The organism is Occallatibacter sp., assembly GCF_035317045.1.
Taxonomy (GTDB): Bacteria; Acidobacteriota; Terriglobia; order Terriglobales; family Acidobacteriaceae; genus Telmatobacter.
Genome location: NZ_DATHHT010000011.1, coordinates 166,170 through 182,143, shown reverse-complemented (window position 1 = coordinate 182,143; position 15,974 = coordinate 166,170). Strand labels below are relative to the sequence as shown.

14 protein-coding genes are annotated in these 15,974 nt (G+C 56.2%); 8 read left to right on the top strand and 6 right to left on the bottom strand.

Annotation, left to right across the window (positions count from 1 at the left end; all coding sequences use genetic code 11):
* Positions 1-192: 192 nt before the first annotated feature.
* From queA to VK574_RS04090, 5 genes are all read right to left on the bottom strand, one after another.
* A complete protein-coding gene (queA, locus tag VK574_RS04110) occupies positions 193-1,260 on the bottom strand; it encodes a tRNA preQ1(34) S-adenosylmethionine ribosyltransferase-isomerase QueA (RefSeq protein ID WP_472798764.1) in 1,068 nt (355 codons plus the stop codon).
* 5 nt (positions 1,261-1,265) lie between these two features.
* The gene (locus VK574_RS04105) at positions 1,266-1,931 is read right to left on the bottom strand and encodes a lysophospholipid acyltransferase family protein (RefSeq protein WP_472798538.1); all 666 of its coding nucleotides are present in this window, start codon (positions 1,929-1,931) and stop codon (positions 1,266-1,268) included.
* A gap of 481 nt (positions 1,932-2,412) precedes the next feature.
* Positions 2,413-3,660, bottom strand: coding sequence for an ABC transporter permease (locus VK574_RS04100; protein WP_472798537.1), 1,248 nt, complete (start codon positions 3,658-3,660; stop codon positions 2,413-2,415).
* Complete coding sequence (locus VK574_RS04095; protein WP_472798536.1) at positions 3,653-4,555, bottom strand: ABC transporter ATP-binding protein; 903 nt, start codon at positions 4,553-4,555, stop codon at positions 3,653-3,655. The genes VK574_RS04100 and VK574_RS04095 overlap by 8 nt, the downstream gene beginning before the upstream one ends.
* Positions 4,556-4,683: 128 nt before the next feature.
* Positions 4,684-5,619: a hypothetical protein gene (locus tag VK574_RS04090; RefSeq protein WP_472798535.1), complete on the bottom strand. Its 936-nt coding sequence runs from the start codon at positions 5,617-5,619 to the stop codon at positions 4,684-4,686.
* Between the two features lie 464 nt (positions 5,620-6,083).
* Between VK574_RS04090 and VK574_RS04085 the strand changes: the two genes are divergently transcribed.
* The 8 genes from VK574_RS04085 to VK574_RS04050 all read left to right on the top strand — a co-directional run bounded on the left by VK574_RS04085 (position 6,084) and on the right by VK574_RS04050 (position 14,102).
* Positions 6,084-6,602, top strand: coding sequence for an A24 family peptidase (locus VK574_RS04085; RefSeq protein WP_472798534.1), 519 nt, complete (start codon positions 6,084-6,086; stop codon positions 6,600-6,602).
* Between the two features lie 91 nt (positions 6,603-6,693).
* Entirely contained in the window at positions 6,694-7,893 is a 1,200-nt protein-coding gene (locus tag VK574_RS04080) for an AAA family ATPase (RefSeq protein ID WP_472798533.1), read from the top strand.
* A gap of 52 nt (positions 7,894-7,945) precedes the next feature.
* Complete coding sequence (locus tag VK574_RS04075) at positions 7,946-9,217, top strand: CpaF family protein (RefSeq protein WP_348262200.1); 1,272 nt, start codon at positions 7,946-7,948, stop codon at positions 9,215-9,217.
* Between the two features lie 24 nt (positions 9,218-9,241).
* Positions 9,242-10,213 (top strand): type II secretion system F family protein, encoded by a 972-nt coding sequence (locus tag VK574_RS04070; RefSeq protein WP_472798532.1) that lies wholly within the window; start codon positions 9,242-9,244, stop codon positions 10,211-10,213.
* A 141-nt stretch (positions 10,214-10,354) separates the two neighbouring features.
* Complete coding sequence (locus VK574_RS04065; RefSeq protein ID WP_472798531.1) at positions 10,355-11,134, top strand: type II secretion system F family protein; 780 nt, start codon at positions 10,355-10,357, stop codon at positions 11,132-11,134.
* Positions 11,135-11,587: 453 nt separating this feature from the next.
* Positions 11,588-12,550, top strand: coding sequence for a PilZ domain-containing protein (locus VK574_RS04060; RefSeq protein ID WP_472798530.1), 963 nt, complete (start codon positions 11,588-11,590; stop codon positions 12,548-12,550).
* A 110-nt stretch (positions 12,551-12,660) separates the two neighbouring features.
* The gene (locus tag VK574_RS04055) at positions 12,661-13,389 is read left to right on the top strand and encodes a glycosyltransferase family 2 protein (RefSeq protein WP_472798529.1); all 729 of its coding nucleotides are present in this window, start codon (positions 12,661-12,663) and stop codon (positions 13,387-13,389) included.
* A complete protein-coding gene (locus VK574_RS04050; RefSeq protein ID WP_472798528.1) occupies positions 13,386-14,102 on the top strand; it encodes a methyltransferase domain-containing protein in 717 nt (238 codons plus the stop codon). Before VK574_RS04055 ends, VK574_RS04050 begins: the two co-directional genes overlap by 4 nt.
* A gap of 143 nt (positions 14,103-14,245) precedes the next feature.
* Here the strand turns inward: VK574_RS04050 and VK574_RS04045 are convergent, their stop codons facing one another.
* Positions 14,246-15,625 (bottom strand): hypothetical protein, encoded by a 1,380-nt coding sequence (locus VK574_RS04045; protein ID WP_472798527.1) that lies wholly within the window; start codon positions 15,623-15,625, stop codon positions 14,246-14,248.
* Between the last annotated feature and the right edge of the window lie 349 nt (positions 15,626-15,974).

The window sequence follows — 15,974 nt, the reverse complement described above, 5'->3', positions numbered from 1 at the left end:
TTCAATGTGAGGGAGTAAGTGAACGGCCCGCCGTGCATTGCCCACATGACCCGGCCGTTTCGCGTTTGGGCCCGATGCAACTACACCGCGTAAGTCTATCGTAATTCGTAGGATGGGTTTTCCGAGACTCTAGCAAAACTGCATTATGGGAAGACGTTTCCAGTGGCCGCTCTTGCATAGACTTGGATGCACTTATGCGAGGAACATGCAGTCGCCGTAGCTGAAAAATCGGTAGCGGTTATCCACCGCGTGACGATAGGCGGCCAGCACGCTCTCACGGCCCGCAAAAGCGCACACCAGCATCAGCAGGCTCGACTGTGGAAGATGGAAATTGGTCAATAAGGCCCCAACCAACTGAAATTCGAAGCCCGGTGCGATGAAGATATTCGTCTCCCCGGAGTGAGCGGCGAGCAATTCCGATCCGGTTCGCTTGGCTGCGGCCTCGAGGGTGCGCACCACGGTTGTGCCGACGGCGATGATGCGGCGTCTTTCGCAGTGTGCGCGATTCACGGCATCGGCCGTCTCGGCTGGGATGCTGTAGCGCTCGTGATGAAGGCGGACCTCATTGACGCGTTGGACACGCAACGGCGCAAAGGTGCCCAGACCGACGTGGAGCGTCACGCGGGCAATCTCAACCCCACACGCAGCGATCTGTTCCAGCATCAGCGGCGTGAAGTGCAGCCCGGCTGTCGGTGCGGCAACAGATCCTCGCTCTCGCGAAAACACAGTCTGGTAGCGCTCGCGATCGGCCGATTCATCTTCGCGATGGATGTAGGGCGGCAGGGGAATGTGCCCTATGCGGTCGAGGATTCCGAAGAAGTCTTCGACGGGTGCAAATTCGATGAGACGATCGCCATATTCTCCGCGCTCCAGCACCTCGGCTTCGAGCGCGATCTGGCCGTTAACGTCGGGGAAGACAAGGCGCTCACCGATGGTGATCTTGCGACCGGGGCGCACCAGTGCGCGCCAGCGGTTGTCGCCCGTGGGTTCGGTGAGCATCACTTCGATGCGGCCGGTGGGCTTTTCCTTTTCGCGGCGCAAGGTTCGCCGTGCATAGAGCCGCGCTGGAATCACCCGGCTGTCATTGAGCACGAGAAGGTCACCCGCGCGCAGCAGGGAAGGGAAATCGCTGAAATGGCTGTCGCGCAACTCGCCGGTCGTGCGGTCCATCGCCAGCATCCGGCTTTGACCGCGTTGGGTGGGCGGTTGCTGGGCAATCAATTCTTCGGGGAGTTCAAAATCGAAATCTGTGACCCGCAAATCCGTCATGATGCCTTCTGCCCGAGATGTGCGAGAGCCCGCAGCCTTGCGTGTTCGATGGCGGCGTTCAGTTCCCGACGCATGACCTCAAATTGCTCTGCAGGCAAATCGGGCGGCACGCGGGTCCACTGAGCCCAACTCACGACAATGCGCGTGAACGGCCTGGGAATGAGGAAACGATCCCACGAATTCAGGGTCCATGCATGCTCGGGCTGCAGGTGAAATGCGCCGATGGGTGCGCCTGTGGCTTGAGCCAGCTTGATCGGTCCAAGTTTGGTTTCGTAGATTGGCCCGCGGGGACCGTCGGCCGTAAAGATTGCTGTGCGTCCGGATTCGATCACGCGCTTCAGGCCCAGGAGTCCCTCGCGAGCGCCCCGCGAACTTGACCCACGCACAGCGTCGAAGCCGAACAACCGAAGTACGCGTGTGATGAGTTCGCCGTCAAAGCTGCGGCTGATGAGAATCACGGCGCCGGAACGGCGGAAATACATGGCGCAGGGAAGAACGCACTGATGCCAGAAACAATAAATTTCAGGCCCTGCTTTTTGCCCGAAGACGACCGGCGTTACGCCATCTTCCGCGATGACTTCGAAGCGCCAGGTCAGACCCACGATCCACAGGAGCGCCCATACACAGCGCGGCACAATGGCCAGCAGAATCCGCTGGCTCAAGGTAAATCTGGTGCTCTCCTGGTCGGTCACTTTCCTGATTTTACGCGTCGCGCGTTCTGCATTTCAGCAATGGGCGTCGAAGCTGAGGTATGCTCAACACGCGGCTATCAGAATGGCATGGGGAAAATTAAGCTACAGGTTGCGAGCCCTCTGGAGGAATTCACGCAACCTGTAGGATAGCCGCCCCCTACTTCTGGCATGGCAGCTAACGTCGAAACAGCGCTAACCAAAGGTCCAATGCGAACATCAAATCTGCGGTCAGCAGCCATTACTTAAGTCATGACAATCATATTTCGGAGAGCCGCAGATTCAATCACACGAATGGGTTAGTCACAAAAACGAATGGGGTGAGGGACTTCACCAGACGGTGACTATTACGCGTGTGAGATAGCCTTACGCGGATAAAAAGGGACACGCTGGAGGCTTGCGGCAATTGCGCCAATCGCACGGGTCGATCCGCGCGCGAATTGAGCGGACGCTCTCAGCTATAGCGCAGCCAGCGGACCAGTTCCGGCAGCGTGGCGCGCTTGCCGTACATGAGGATTCCGACGCGATAGAGCTTCGCGGAGATCACCAGAACCATCCAGATACTGACAAGCAGAAGCCCGATGGAGACCGCGAATTGCCATTTTGGCGGAGTCTCCGAAGCCATGCGCAGAAACATAATGATGGGCGCGGTGGGAGGAAAGAGTGATCCGGCAATCGCCCACAGCGAATTCGAATCGTTGATAACAACCAGAATCAGCGAAAAGCTCAGCCATGTCGGGGCAGCAGCGAGCGGCATGTACATCTGCAACTCCTGCTCGGTTTCGCAGGTGGCCGCGAGACCGGCGAACAGCGAACTGTAGAGCAGGTATCCGAGCAGGAAGTACACGGGGAAGAGCACCATTTCAAGTGCGGAGATGTGAACCGCATGATCACCGCTCAGGAACGAAGCCGCGTATGGTGTGCCGATCAGGATGGTTCCGGCAACCAGCCAGATCCCGATCTGTGTGAGGCCCACGGCGCCTACACCGATCAGTTTCCCGGCCAGCATATCGGAAGGACGGGTAATGGAGAGCATGACTTCGAAGATGCGCGACGTCTTTTCCTGGATGACGGAGCGTGCGACGTTCATGCCGTAGATCATCGTGGTCATTGAAAGCAAGAGGGCCATGACGTAGCCCTTCCAGAATGAGGCCGTGACATTGCTTTTTACTACGGTGCCGTCTTTTTTTACCTGGTAAGTCTGAACATGGATGCCGTCGACCAGCTTGTCGGCCGAGTCGTGGGCCATGCCGCCGCCTGTGAGCTTTGCGTCGAGCATCGCGTGATTGACGGCTTCATGAAGGCGGCCGCCCGTCATGAAATCGCCGGCCGACTGCGATGTATATGTCGCGATGGGAGGCTGGCCCGACGGTGTTTCCACCCAAAGGAAGCCGTCGATTGCTTTGGCGCGAACTTCGTTGACAAGTGTGTCATGATCGGCGGTTGAAGCCGGCGCCACAACATCGACTCGGGTTTTGGCATCCTTGTCTCCGAGCAATTGAGACTTGATCTCATTCGCGAGCACAGGATCACTCGAGGCGACCGCAAGGTGTCTTCCCGATCCAAGGCCGCGATTGGAGAGATAACCGATAAAGAATACGGCCGCAAAGATGAGGGGTAGGCCGAAGGTGGTCATTTTGAAAGCGCGCCCACGCACCTGTTCCAGGTACTCGCGTCTCGCAACCAGCCAGATGTTACGCATCGACCTTCCCTCCAACCGTCTGAATGAAGATTTCTTCGAGCGAAGGCTCGACCATTTCAAAGCGAAAGATCCGCGCGTTTGTCGAGGCTTCGTGTAACAGCTTTTGTGCATCACCGTGTTCCTTGAGGCGGATCTCGGCATGTCCGGAGAAGTTTTTGGCTTCGGCGATCTCCGGGCTTTTGAGAAATTCGGCGCTTCCCTCGAACTCCACGATGATGCGATTGCGCTCGTAGCGCGACTTGATGTCGCGCATGCGGCCGGAGAGGACCGCCTTTCCTTTATCAATAAGACAAATGGAGTCGCAGAGCTTTTCCACCTGATCCATGCGATGGGTGGAGAAGACGATGGCCTTTCCCTGGTCCTTCAGTTCCAGCAGAGTCTGTTCCAGAAGCTTGGCGTTGACGGGATCGAGGCCGCTGAACGGTTCGTCCATCACGATCAGGCCGGGATCGTGCAGCAGCGAACCGATGAATTGGATCTTCTGCTGCATTCCTTTGGAGAGTTCTTCGGTCTTCTTAGGTAGTGCGTCGTCAATGTCGAGGCGTTTTGCCCAATCGGTCGCGCGCTTGCGCGCTTCGGCGGCAGCGAGCCCATGCAATTCGCCGAAGAAAACAAGCTGCTCGATGACCTTCATTTTCTTGTACAGGCCACGTTCCTCAGGCAGATAGCCGACGCGTTCCAGGCTCGCGCGCTCAAACGGCTTTCCGAAAAGCTTGATCGTTCCTGAGTCGGGCATGGTAATGCCCATCATCATGCGGATGGAACTTGTTTTACCGGCGCCGTTCGGCCCCAGGAGCCCGAACATCTGTCCCGCGTCGATAGAGAGGCTCAGATCGCGTACCGCGACTTTGCTCTCGTAGGCCTTGGTGACTCCTGCGAGTTCGACGACTGGCATTCCTACTCCTGGAGTTTGGGGTTTGGGCCGGACCTTGGGGAGGGTCCAACTGAAGTGTACCTAAAGCTGCTTTGGCGGCACTTCCATGTCTTGCGCGTAGCAGGAGACGTTGGTTCAGTTACAAGCCCCTAGTTGTGCTTGTTGTATTCCGGGGGACCGGCTATGACGAGTGCGTCTTTATCTCCGTATACGTACCAGCAGCACCAATCGGTCTCATGGTTCGGCTGATCAAGGGGGGAAATGAGGTCGCGGTAGATTACGCGGCCAAAGATAAAGAGCTTCTCCTCCCATTTTTCAATGCGTCTGAACTGATCATCGGAGGCGCAGTAGGATCGAACGTCGGCGCGGCGGAAGGGGCGGATGCCTGCAGACTCTCCGGGGAGCAGGATGATGGGCTCAAACGGTGTGGCTGATTTTCCACTGTCATAGTCGGGCGTCGCAGGCAGTTTTGTCTCATCGGACGCGATTTTGACGCAGTCGGCCTTGGCGAGGATGCGGGCCGGCGTGCGGCCGCGGTTGGTAGCCATTACCTTGAAGCCGTGCTCGACCGTGAGGAAAGGTTCGATGGTGATGACGATCCAAGGCCGGCCGGAGTCGACGATCGCCTGGGAGCTTTCCAGCGCGGCGTTTGCACATTGCAGAGCTGCCTGCGCCGCGGCCACCCCGAATTCGGTCTGCCGCTGGATGTTCTGGAGGATCTTGAACGCCAGGATGACGCCGATGTAGCCCAGAATTACAAGAACGAGCAGCGCACCCCACAGCACCTTATCGTGCCAGGTCCAGACTGTAGGCTGTGTTGTCGGAGAAGTAACGACAATCTGGGGAGGGGTGCCGGTCGAGGGCTGGTCGGGGTCCGGGTCGCGGGGCGAGGTCTGGATGGATTTCGCGGGAGCGGAAGCGGACTTGGGGGTGACTCCGGTACCGGGTTTCGGTGCAGCCTGGGACGGCTTCGGTGGGGCACTTAATGGCCGTGGCGCCGATTCGGGATCTGACTGGGCATGACTGAAAGCAGGCGACAGTCCGCATGCCAGGATCAGAAGGAGAAAAGCGGGTCGCCTGAACATTAGAAGAAGAATACAACGGTCCAGAGCCAAACTGCCGGTTACCGAAGGAGTTCGCATGCAGATAGCAAACAGGACCCCGCAGGCGTCCTTCCGGTCAATCCTTGTCAATTGGCCTCCTTGGAGCGGTCAAAGGAGCGGTCAAACGGGGCGAAGCATTTCGAGGGGAGGCGAATCGAACAACCGGTCGCCGATGTTCCGATTCGAGAGAACTCATACAGGGAATGGAAGAGTGGGGCCAACCTCTATTTTTGGCCTGCACATAGCCCCATCTAGGCATTACTCCGGTGTATACCCGTTATTGCACAGGGGTACTCCCCATGTGCACTTCCGTGTACACTAGCCTCGATACCCCCAACGTAACGCATTGAATCCAGCGAGAGTTGACATGCGCGAAAATGAGGGCAGAATTGCTCTATCGGACAAGCCATCTTCGCGGGAGCGGAGAAGGAGGAAGTTGGCAGAATTTGCAACACCCTTATGCCTGGTGGCCGACCCTCGCCGTGCTTGTTGTGGCGACGGTTACTGACATTCGCAGCCGGCGGATTCCAAACTGGCTGGTGTTTCCGTTCTTGCTGGGCGGGCTGGTGGTATCAACCTGGGTCGCAGGGTGGAATGGCCTGGGACAGAGCCTTGGGGGGATGCTGCTCGGCGGCATGATTTACGGGGTACTGGCAATGATGGGCGGCATGGGGATGGGCGATGTAAAGCTCTGCGCCGCAATCGGAGCCTGGATTTGGTGGAAGCAACTGGTTTTCGCATTGGTATTTATCGCAGTAGCCGGCGGAATCATGGCCCTTGGCTGGGCGGTCGTCGGAGGCTTCATGGGAGAAATGTTTACGGGAGCTGGGGATTTGCTGTTTGGGTGGAAGAAGCGCGGTTTGCATGCGCCCGAAGACCTCCAGCTTTCCAACCCAAAGGCACGCAAGATGCCTTATGCTCCGGCGATTGCAATTGGTACTCTTCTTTCCTTCTTTTCTCATTGAGAACGAGCTTGAAAAACGACTAGAGTATGCTGACAACCCCGAATACGGTGTCTCTGTAACTCTGGCGCAAGAACTTGGGAGTTTTGATTCTGTGACTGACAACACGCACGACTCTGATCCCCTGGGCGGCAATGTACTGTCCATCGCGCTGATCTGCCCTAGTGAGCAGCGCAGGAGGACAATTGCGAGCGCATTGAACAGCTCGCATGCCGCGATTGTGCGGGAATACTCCTCTTATCCCCCGACGCTGAAAGAGATGCCCAGGATGCTGGGCGAAAAGGCGTTTGACGCGGTCATTATTGACCTTGAATCTGACGTTGAATATGCCCTGGAACTGGTGGAGTTTGTTGCTTCAAGCAGCGCGACCACGGTGATGGTGTACACGTCTCGGCTCGATCCGAACCTGATGGTTCGTTCGATGCGGGCCGGTGCGCGCGAATTTCTGTCGGATCCCATCGACTCGAATGCTCTCTCGGACGCACTGATCCGTGCGTCCTCGCGCCGCCAGGGAGGCAAGTCCTCAAAGAAGACAGGTGGGAAGATCCTGGTCTTTCTTGGCGGAAAAGGGGGCTCCGGCGTTACCACTGTGGCGTGTAATTTTGCCGTCGCCCTGGTGCAGGAGTGCCAGCAGACCGCAGTTCTGATTGATCTTGATCTGCCGCTGGGTGACGCGGCGCTCAGTCTTGGATTGACGACGCAGTTCTCCACGGCGGATGCGTTGCAAAACGCGGACCGCATGGATACGAACTTCTTCACCAAGCTGCTCACGACCCACAACTCCGGTCTTCCGGTGTTGGCGGCTCCGGGAAGATTTCCCCAGGTTCAGGCAAGTAACGACGCAATCGACAAGATGCTGAACGTGGCCCGGCAGGAATTTTCGTTTGTGGTGATCGATGCCGGATCGCGATTCGATTTGACAGACGCAGTGTGGTTCGAACAGGCCGATACGGCTTATCTGGTGATGCAGGCGGGGATTCCCGAACTGCGCAACTCGCACCGGCTGATATCGGAGTTTTTCAAGTCAGGAACTCCCAAACTCGAGATCGTGCTGAATCGATATGTAAAGAGTTCCATGGGCGTGGATGAAGAACATATCGAGAAGGCGCTCACCAAACCGATCGCGTGGAAGATTCCCAGCGACTACTACAACGTCCGGCGTATGCAGAACGAGGCAGTACCGCTGGCTCTCGAAGATTCAAGCATTTCAAGGGTACTTCAGGACATGGCACGAGCGGCTTGCGGGATGCCTCCCAAGCCGGAAAAGCGAAAAGGCTTCAGCCTTTTCAAATAATCCCCCGTTATTTGACGGAATTCGTAATTGAGGACGGCGCATCGTGGAATCAATGAATCTGGAAAACTTCAAAGCAGAGGTACACCGTACGCTGCTGTCGAAGCTCGATCTGGAGAAGCTCTCCCGCATCAACTCCAGTCAGGCGCGTCAGGCTGTCTCGAGCATTATCAGCGAGATCATCAGCGACCGTCGGGTGCCGCTAAGTTTCGATGAGCAGGAGAAGATCCAGACTGATCTGCTGGATGAGGTGTTTGGTCTCGGACCGCTCGAGCCGCTGCTCAAGGATCAGAAGATCTCCGACATCATGGTCAACGACAAGGACCATGTGTTCATTGAAAAAGGTGGACTGCTGACGCGCGCGGATGCTTCATTCCGCGACGACCGGCACCTGCTGCAGATCATTGACCGCATCGTGTCGCGCGTGGGACGCCGCGTTGATGAGTCTTCGCCGATGGTGGACGCTCGCTTGCCGGATGGTTCGCGTGTTAACGCGATCATTCCGCCGCTTGCGCTCGACGGCCCTTCCATGTCGATCCGCCGTTTCGGTACCGGTCCGCTGGCGGCGAATCAGTTGGTGCAGTTGAAGAGTATTTCGGCCGAGATGATGGAACTGCTGTCGGCCGCGGTCCGGGCGCGACTCAGCATTCTGATCTCAGGCGGTACGGGCGCCGGTAAAACGACCTTTCTCAACATCCTGTCGCAGTACATTCCTCAAAACGAGCGCGTTATCACGATCGAGGACGCCGCCGAATTGCAACTTGCACAGGAGAATATTGTTCGCCTTGAAACGCGCCCACCCAACGTCGAAGGCCAGGGCGCTATCCGACAGAGGCAACTGCTTATCAACTGTCTTCGTATGCGTCCCGACCGCATCATCATCGGTGAGTGTCGTGGCGAAGAAGCGTTTGATATGCTCCAGGCGATGAACACGGGTCACGAAGGGTCGATGACCACAGTCCACGCCAACACGGCGCGCGATGCGTTGACTCGTCTTGAGTCGATGGTGGCGATGACCAACCTGAACCTGCCGGAAAAGACGGTTCGTGCTCAGATCGCCTCGGCGCTCACCATCGTGGTGCAGGCATCACGTTTGAGCGACGGCTCGCGCAAATGCGTGAGCATTCATGAAATTACCGGCATGGAAGAGAACGTCATCAGCATGCAGGAAATCTTCGCGTTCCAGAAAAAGGGTATCGGGCCAAACGGCAGAGTGCAGGGCGCATTCGTGCCCAGTCGCATCCGTCCAAAGTTCCTCGAACAGCTGCGTACTGCCGGAATCTTCCTGCCGCCCAGCTTGTTTGAGAAAGTAACGGAAGTGAACTGAGCCGAAGCGTTTGCGGAGGTAAATATGGGAATTATTATCGTACTCGTGTTCCTGGGAGTTTTCGGGGTAGTTGTTCTGATCGCGGCCGCCAGTGGGTCCGGAGCGACGGAGCAGACCCGTGCAATCATGACCAGGCTTGAGTCCGCGATCGCCGTCGGCAAGCCTGAGATGGCAGATCTCATCGTTGACGTTCGCAAGAACGAACTGATGAGTTCGATTCCCTGGCTTGATCGCTACCTCTCACAACTCGAACTGGCGCCTCGTATTCGCCGCTTCCTGTACCAGGCGAATGTGAAATGGACGGTAGGCGGCCTGAGCCTGTTCTGCGGCATTTGTTTCATTGTGCCGGCTTACCTGGTTTACCTGCGCACCGGACTGGTGATTATCAGTCTTGTGATTGGACTGGTGACTGGGGCAGGGCCTGTGTTCTGGGTCTTCCAGAAGCGCAAGATGCGATTGGGTAAGTTTGAGCAGGGACTGCCCGAAGCGATCGAGCTGATTGTGAGCGCCCTCCGCGTCGGCCATAGTCTCAATGCTGCCATGGGCCTGGTGTCGCGCGAGTGTGCGGACCCAGTAGGTGGTGAATTCCGGCTGACATTTGACGAGATGAACTACGGCCTGGAGTTGAAATCGGCATTGGACAATCTGGTTACGCGCGTGCCCTTGCAGGACATAAAGATTGTTGCGACGGCGGTTCTGATCCAGCGCGAAAGCGGCGGCAACCTTGCCGAAGTGCTGGATAAGACGACGCAGGTAATCCGCGAGAGATTCCGCCTGAAGCGTCAGGTTGCAACTCATACGGCGCAGGGACGTTTGACCGGATGGATTCTGACGTTGCTCCCGGTGGTTCTGGGATTCCTGCTTTATCTCGTGAATCCAGAATTGATGAGTAACCTGTGGAAGAAGGATCTCGGAATCAAACTACTCTATGCGGCTGGTTCGATGATCGTCATCGGCGGTTTAATCATTCGCAAGATCGTGAACATGGACGTCTAGCGAGGACACATGACATTTGCAATCGTTTCATTCATCATCGCGTTTCTTCTTATTGGCAGCGGCGGCCTGCTGATCTTCTATCGCGACAAGATCCAGGAACGCATCTCGTCCGCGCTCTATCCGCGTGCCAATAAGAAAACGATGACCACCACGCTGGAAGAGACGCGCCATGTGATCGGCGGCGTGGTTGAACAATTTGAAAAAATTCTCCCCCGCAGCCAGGCCGAGATCTCAGTCGTGCAGCAGCGCCTCATCCGCGCGGGAATGCGTTCTGACAGCGCCGTGAAGACGTTCTATGGCGCCAAAGTGATGACGCCCCTCTTCCTGATCGTGCTGTCTTGGGTCACCGGCTTGATGCATTTCAGCCCGTTCTTCATTCTGACCCTGGCGGCAGGTATCGGCTTCCTCGTGCCGGACTTCTGGCTGGGGCGCAAGATCGCACACCGGCAGGCGGAAATCAGAAAGGGTTTGCCCGACGTTCTGGATCTGCTTGTGATCTGCGTGGAAGCTGGACTCAGCCTGGACCAGGCGACGGCGCGCACGGCGGCTGAACTGGTCAAAGCGCAGCCGGCGCTCAGCGATGAGCTTGGAATTGTTGCGCTTGAACAGCGCGCGGGACGTGGCCGGTCGGACTCGTGGAAGCACATGGCGGAACGCACTGATGTTGACGTCATCCGTAACCTGGTTTCGATGCTGGTGCAGGCCGAACAGTTCGGAACCAGCATCGGCAAGACGCTGCGCGTCCACTCCGATACACTGCGCACCAAACGTGTTCAGGAGATTGAGGAAAAGGCGGCAAAGCTTTCGGTGAAGCTGCTGTTTCCCCTGGTTTTGTTCATCTTCCCATCATTGTTTGTGGTCGTGCTTGGCCCCGCAGTTCTGGTCATGATGGATTCGTTCAAAGAGTTTTTTGGTCACTAGTTCTTAAACCATTCCATGAAGGGAGAGAATCGATATGGACACAACCACGATTATCCGGCTTGTAGCCGGGGTGCTTTTCGTTATCGTGCTGGTCATTCTGATTCAGCGTCGTCGCACACGGGTGAAGTAACCCGGCCTGTTTCGAGGGTGCCGTAAGGAGACACGGTGGATCTTATCCGTGTTTCTGTCCGGCACCCTTGCCTCGCATAGCGCCGTTTCGCTGCGGCGATGCGTGGGCTGTCTCGTCTGCGCCGATAGATTTTAGTGGTAGACTTCAACTGGCTTTTCCTCTTCGTGCGATCGAATGCTGTTGATCGATTGAGCGGATCTCATTCGGGGTGACATTGACGCGGGCGAAACTACTGCGTCTCCTGGCAAATTTTGGAGTTCGGAGCGAAGCGGACCCATTCGTACCGACCTTCATCCGGGCAGCTTTCTGAAGAGGCGCAGAACATGGAAACCCGCAAGTATTGTGTGTACAACCAAACGCGTGCGAGCTTTCTAAGTTTGGGCGTGAGTGTTGCAGATACCGCGGCCAAGCAACTGAAGGTTCTGATGGACAGCCTCTCCATCCAAGCTGACGCGGGCTTGTGGCTGACGCCTTTCCGGGGAGTTCCGGCCACAAAGGGTCTCACACCAGTGGATTTGATCTACCTCGACGAAGACAACCGCGTCATTCAGGCGATCGAGTCCTTCCCGAATCATGCAATCGAGCCGACGCGGGAGCAGCCCGCAAGCGTCCTGGTGCTTGCCGGGCACACTATTTTTTCCACGCAGACACAGCCCGGGGATGTTCTCTTGATCTGTGCCGCAGATGAAATGGAGGAGCGCCTGGCTCGCTCCTCAAACGGAGCTGGTTTCAATGCGTTGGCTTCGGGATCCGCAGCGGCGAGGTCGTCAGCAGCTGCTGTAAAGGAATCGTCTTCAGAGATTGACCAAGCAGCTGAACTCGAGAGTGCTCAGCAGCGTCTCGCGCAGAAGGACAGCGCCGATGCCGACGCCATTCAAAAAGCTTCGTGGTTCATCCGTTTTCTTCGCTGGCTTTCGACAGATCGGCGCGGTTCCAAGCGCCATCCATTGCCTGGCTTGGTTGCCTACTATTGGACAGGCGGCGCTCCGCAGGCTTTTCACATTTCGGATATCAGCACGAACGGCTTATATCTTCTGACCGACGAACGATGGTTTCCGGGAACGATGATCTTGATGACGCTGCAGCGGACGAATACTGATGGCGATGATCCAGATGATTTCATCTCGGTTCTGACCAAGGTGATCCGCTGGGGCACAGACGGCGTTGGGCTATGCTTTGTTCCATCGAATACTGTCGATCTGAACAGCGGAGAGCCACTGCCTGAAACTGGAGTAGGCAGAAAGGCTCTGCACCGCTTTATTCAGCGTGTGCAGGAACCATCCTGAGCCAACGGCTTCACCCATGAAGTTGGGAAGGAACCCGGGGTTGGCATGGAGCCGATTTTCTGTAGACGTCCATGCCTGCGCCATATTTCTTAAGCCTTTAAGCTGCTACGATGTCTGCAATGAAATCGAACGACGACATAGAATCGTGCATCTCGGTGGTGATGCCGGTTTATAACGAGTCCGTCACCGTTGCGGCAATTGTGGAATTGGTATTGTCGCAAAGCCACGTTGAACAACTGGTCATTGTGGATGACGGCTCACAGGACGGCACTTGGGACCAGCTCCAGCCACTCGCACAAAGCGATTTGCGCATCAAACTCATTCGGCAGGAAGTGAATCAGGGCAAGGGAGCGGCTTTGCGCATCGGCATCGCACACGCGACCTCGGAAATCGTCATCATCCAGGATGCGGATCTCGAGTACGACCCTCAGGAATATTCTCGCTTGATTGCGCCGATTTTGTCCGGCAAGGCGGATGTCGTCTATGGTTCGCGTTTTTGCTCCGGTGCGGATCCCCGCCGGGTTTTGTATTACTGGCATTCGGTCGGAAACAACTTCCTAACGACATGTTCGAACATGGCTACCAACTTGAACCTTACGGACATGGAAACCTGCTACAAGGCTTTCCGGCGCGAAGTGATCCAGAAGGTTCGGGTTAAGGAGAATCGCTTTGGTTTCGAACCGGAGATCACTGCCAAAATAGCCAGGACCAAAGCGCGCATATTTGAAGTTGGGATCTCCTACAGCGGCCGCACTTACGCCGAGGGTAAGAAGATTGGCTGGCGAGATGGTTTTCGCGCTCTGTGGTGCATCTGGAAGTATAATTTCTGGGACAGATGACCAATCAGCCCAACGTATTGGTGCAGTCGGCTGATTTCGAATTCGCTGCCTTGAGTGAGGCGAAGAACTATCGTGCGGCGCTGCTCCACGATTTCAGGGTGTATTTGCAAGGAAATGTACTGGAAGTCGGCGCAGGAATTGGCCAAATGACTTCCGAACTCCGACAGATTCCCGAAATCAAGAGACTATGTTCCATTGAACCCGACCCCGCTTTTTGCGCGAAGTTGCTTTCCACTATACCCCATCACGATTTGCTCAATGGAACGATAAGCGATTTGAAGTCAGAGACCAATTGGAATGCCATCCTGAGCATTAATGTTCTGGAGCACATCAAGTTGGACATCGAGGAGTTGGTTGCTTACCACCGATTGTTGCGGCCAGCGGGAGGTAAGCTTTGTCTGTTTGTTCCTGCACGGCCGGAGATTTACGCGCCGATTGACAGGGATTTCGGTCATTTCCGCCGCTACACCCGTCTCGAACTGCATACGATGCTGAAGAAGGCTGGGTTTAGAATCGAGCGGCTTCGGTACTACAACATCGTTGGTTACTTTGCGTGGTGGGTCAGCTTTTGTTTATTGAAGAAGCGATCCTTCGACGTCGCTGCGGTGAGATGGTTTGATCGCGCGATATTTCCGGTGGTCCATGGCTTCGAATCGCGCATTTGTCCGCCTCCAATCGGCCAAAGCCTGATCGCAGTAGCGGTCGCTGAGTGAATCAACACCCAACCTGCATTCAATCAGCTCCCAAGCGGGAATATGTTAGACACGACGCAGCCATATCCAATCGCCATGAATCGAATCCCCGCATTCTCCCCTGCGGCTATTATTTCTTTCTAGATGGCAGCTAGAATCGCTGTCTAGAAATGCGGACGGTAAATACCTAGCTTGGCCGACAGATTCAGGTTCGAGAGCATGCGTTCGCGCAATTTCACTCCGTCAGCTTCGCCGTTGGGTCCGGGGTAGCGGTATGGCGGAACCGGATATCGTTGAGGCGCATTCGGGTCAGGATGCTGGAATCTCGTGATGGCGGTGACGACGCTGTCGTTTCGCTGGCGAATCGATGCCATGCCGATCATGTCCCAGGAGAAGGAAAAAAGAACGGAACACGCCATTACCGCCAAGAATAATCCATTGTCCCAGGGACGCCGCAGGCGTGGAAGAAACCTCTCGACAAGAAGTATCCAAAGCAGAATCACGCAGGTGATGGAGTAGAGCGAATATCGCGAGTTGAGGCTCTGCGTTACGCCGAAAGCTGCTCTACGGCTTGCCGCGGTTGCGGCTGATAGCAGGAGGAACAGCGCACAGTCGAACGGCAAGTAATTCTTACTCATCTGGCCCGTTGCAAGCATCCATGCAAACGTCGCAACAAGCAAAATGCAGAGGATGAGAGCACCCGGCGGGAAATGGGAATTGACGCCGCCGGCGCTTCCCAGGAAAAACGCGACATAGAGGCAGTCTCTTGGGATGGTCAACCAGTTGAATTGTGGCATCGAGATTACGCCGCCCTCCGGCACGTGAAAGTCGAACCGGTACGCATAGATTGCCGCGCATGCCAGGGAGATCGCGAGGAAGAGCCCCAGTTCCTTGTACCGCCGTTTTCGCCCCAGAATCAACATTCCAATCGGAACGACCATGAACCCGTTGCCGAACGACGCAACGGCGAGCAGCAGGAATGCCAGTGCAGCCACAAACGACCTGTGATTGTCGCGATTCAGTTCGTAAAGTGCTGCGAGCGAGAAAAGAAGGCCAGCTATATGCGCCATCCCCGGAGTCACCACGCTTAGTTCGAGGGAATACTGGAGTTGGAACAGGAGAAACGTGACCGGAAGAAAGAGCGTCAGGCGCAACAGCCTATCCGGGCTCCTGGGGATGAACATCTTCCAGAACAGATAGGCGAGGCCAAGCAGGAGCCCTTCGGAAAACAGGGAGAGGAACCGGAAGTTCACGTGTCCCAGCACGGCGTACTGGGCAAGCACGATGGCGTGGAGAAGAAACAGTTTCACCTCGACGTGTTGGGAGGTCAGGAACCAGAAGAGCCTGTCGGTGATGCTTGGGCTGGTCGCCCAGCGATTCATGAACCCGAGAATGGCTTCATAGTCATCCAGGAGCGGAAGATCCAGCGCAGTCCTGAACAGGTTGAAGTAGAAAAGGAAAACTGGCAGCAGGACGGCTGACATCACACCGGCAAAAGCCCATCGGCGACTCCCGGATTCGGAACCGCCCGGTGCCACAATCATTGACGACTTTTTCTCTGTTTGGGAAAGTTCTCGCGCCATTTTCGCCTGTTTTCCTGGACCTTGGATTTCAAGACGTGATCGAACGAAGTATACCGGGAAGATAACCCATCGAAGACTGGGAAGCTGAGAGGAATGCCGCCAATGCCCACTTGCCCTGCAACAATGAGCAATCTGTCTTCAGAGAACATGCAGGCTCAAGAATCCCTGAAACAGGTATCCGTAATCCCTGAAACATCCCGATTCCAACGGACATATGAAGACGTTCCTCAGGAGAGTTTAAGGAGTTTTCGCGGCTCCTGCGACAGGCGGGCTGTCAGGAAAATCGCCGCAATCTCATCGGTGACTGTTC

Excerpts from the sequence above, each read along its gene's own strand:
- VK574_RS04100 (WP_472798537.1), bottom strand. The coding sequence starts at position 3,660 with ATGCGTAACATCTGGCTGGTTGCGAGACGCGAGTACCTGGAACAGGTG.
- VK574_RS04095 (WP_472798536.1), bottom strand. The coding sequence starts at position 4,555 with ATGCCAGTCGTCGAACTCGCAGGAGTCACCAAGGCCTACGAGAGCAAA.
- VK574_RS04090 (WP_472798535.1), bottom strand. The coding sequence starts at position 5,619 with ATGTTCAGGCGACCCGCTTTTCTCCTTCTGATCCTGGCATGCGGACTG.
- VK574_RS04075 (WP_348262200.1), top strand. The coding sequence starts at position 7,946 with ATGAATCTGGAAAACTTCAAAGCAGAGGTACACCGTACGCTGCTGTCG.
- VK574_RS04070 (WP_472798532.1), top strand. The coding sequence starts at position 9,242 with ATGGGAATTATTATCGTACTCGTGTTCCTGGGAGTTTTCGGGGTAGTT.
- VK574_RS04065 (WP_472798531.1), top strand. The coding sequence starts at position 10,355 with ATGACCACCACGCTGGAAGAGACGCGCCATGTGATCGGCGGCGTGGTT.
- VK574_RS04060 (WP_472798530.1), top strand. The coding sequence starts at position 11,588 with ATGGAAACCCGCAAGTATTGTGTGTACAACCAAACGCGTGCGAGCTTT.
- VK574_RS04055 (WP_472798529.1), top strand. The coding sequence starts at position 12,661 with ATGTCTGCAATGAAATCGAACGACGACATAGAATCGTGCATCTCGGTG.
- VK574_RS04050 (WP_472798528.1), top strand. The coding sequence starts at position 13,386 with ATGACCAATCAGCCCAACGTATTGGTGCAGTCGGCTGATTTCGAATTC.
- VK574_RS04045 (WP_472798527.1), bottom strand. The coding sequence starts at position 15,625 with ATGATTGTGGCACCGGGCGGTTCCGAATCCGGGAGTCGCCGATGGGCT.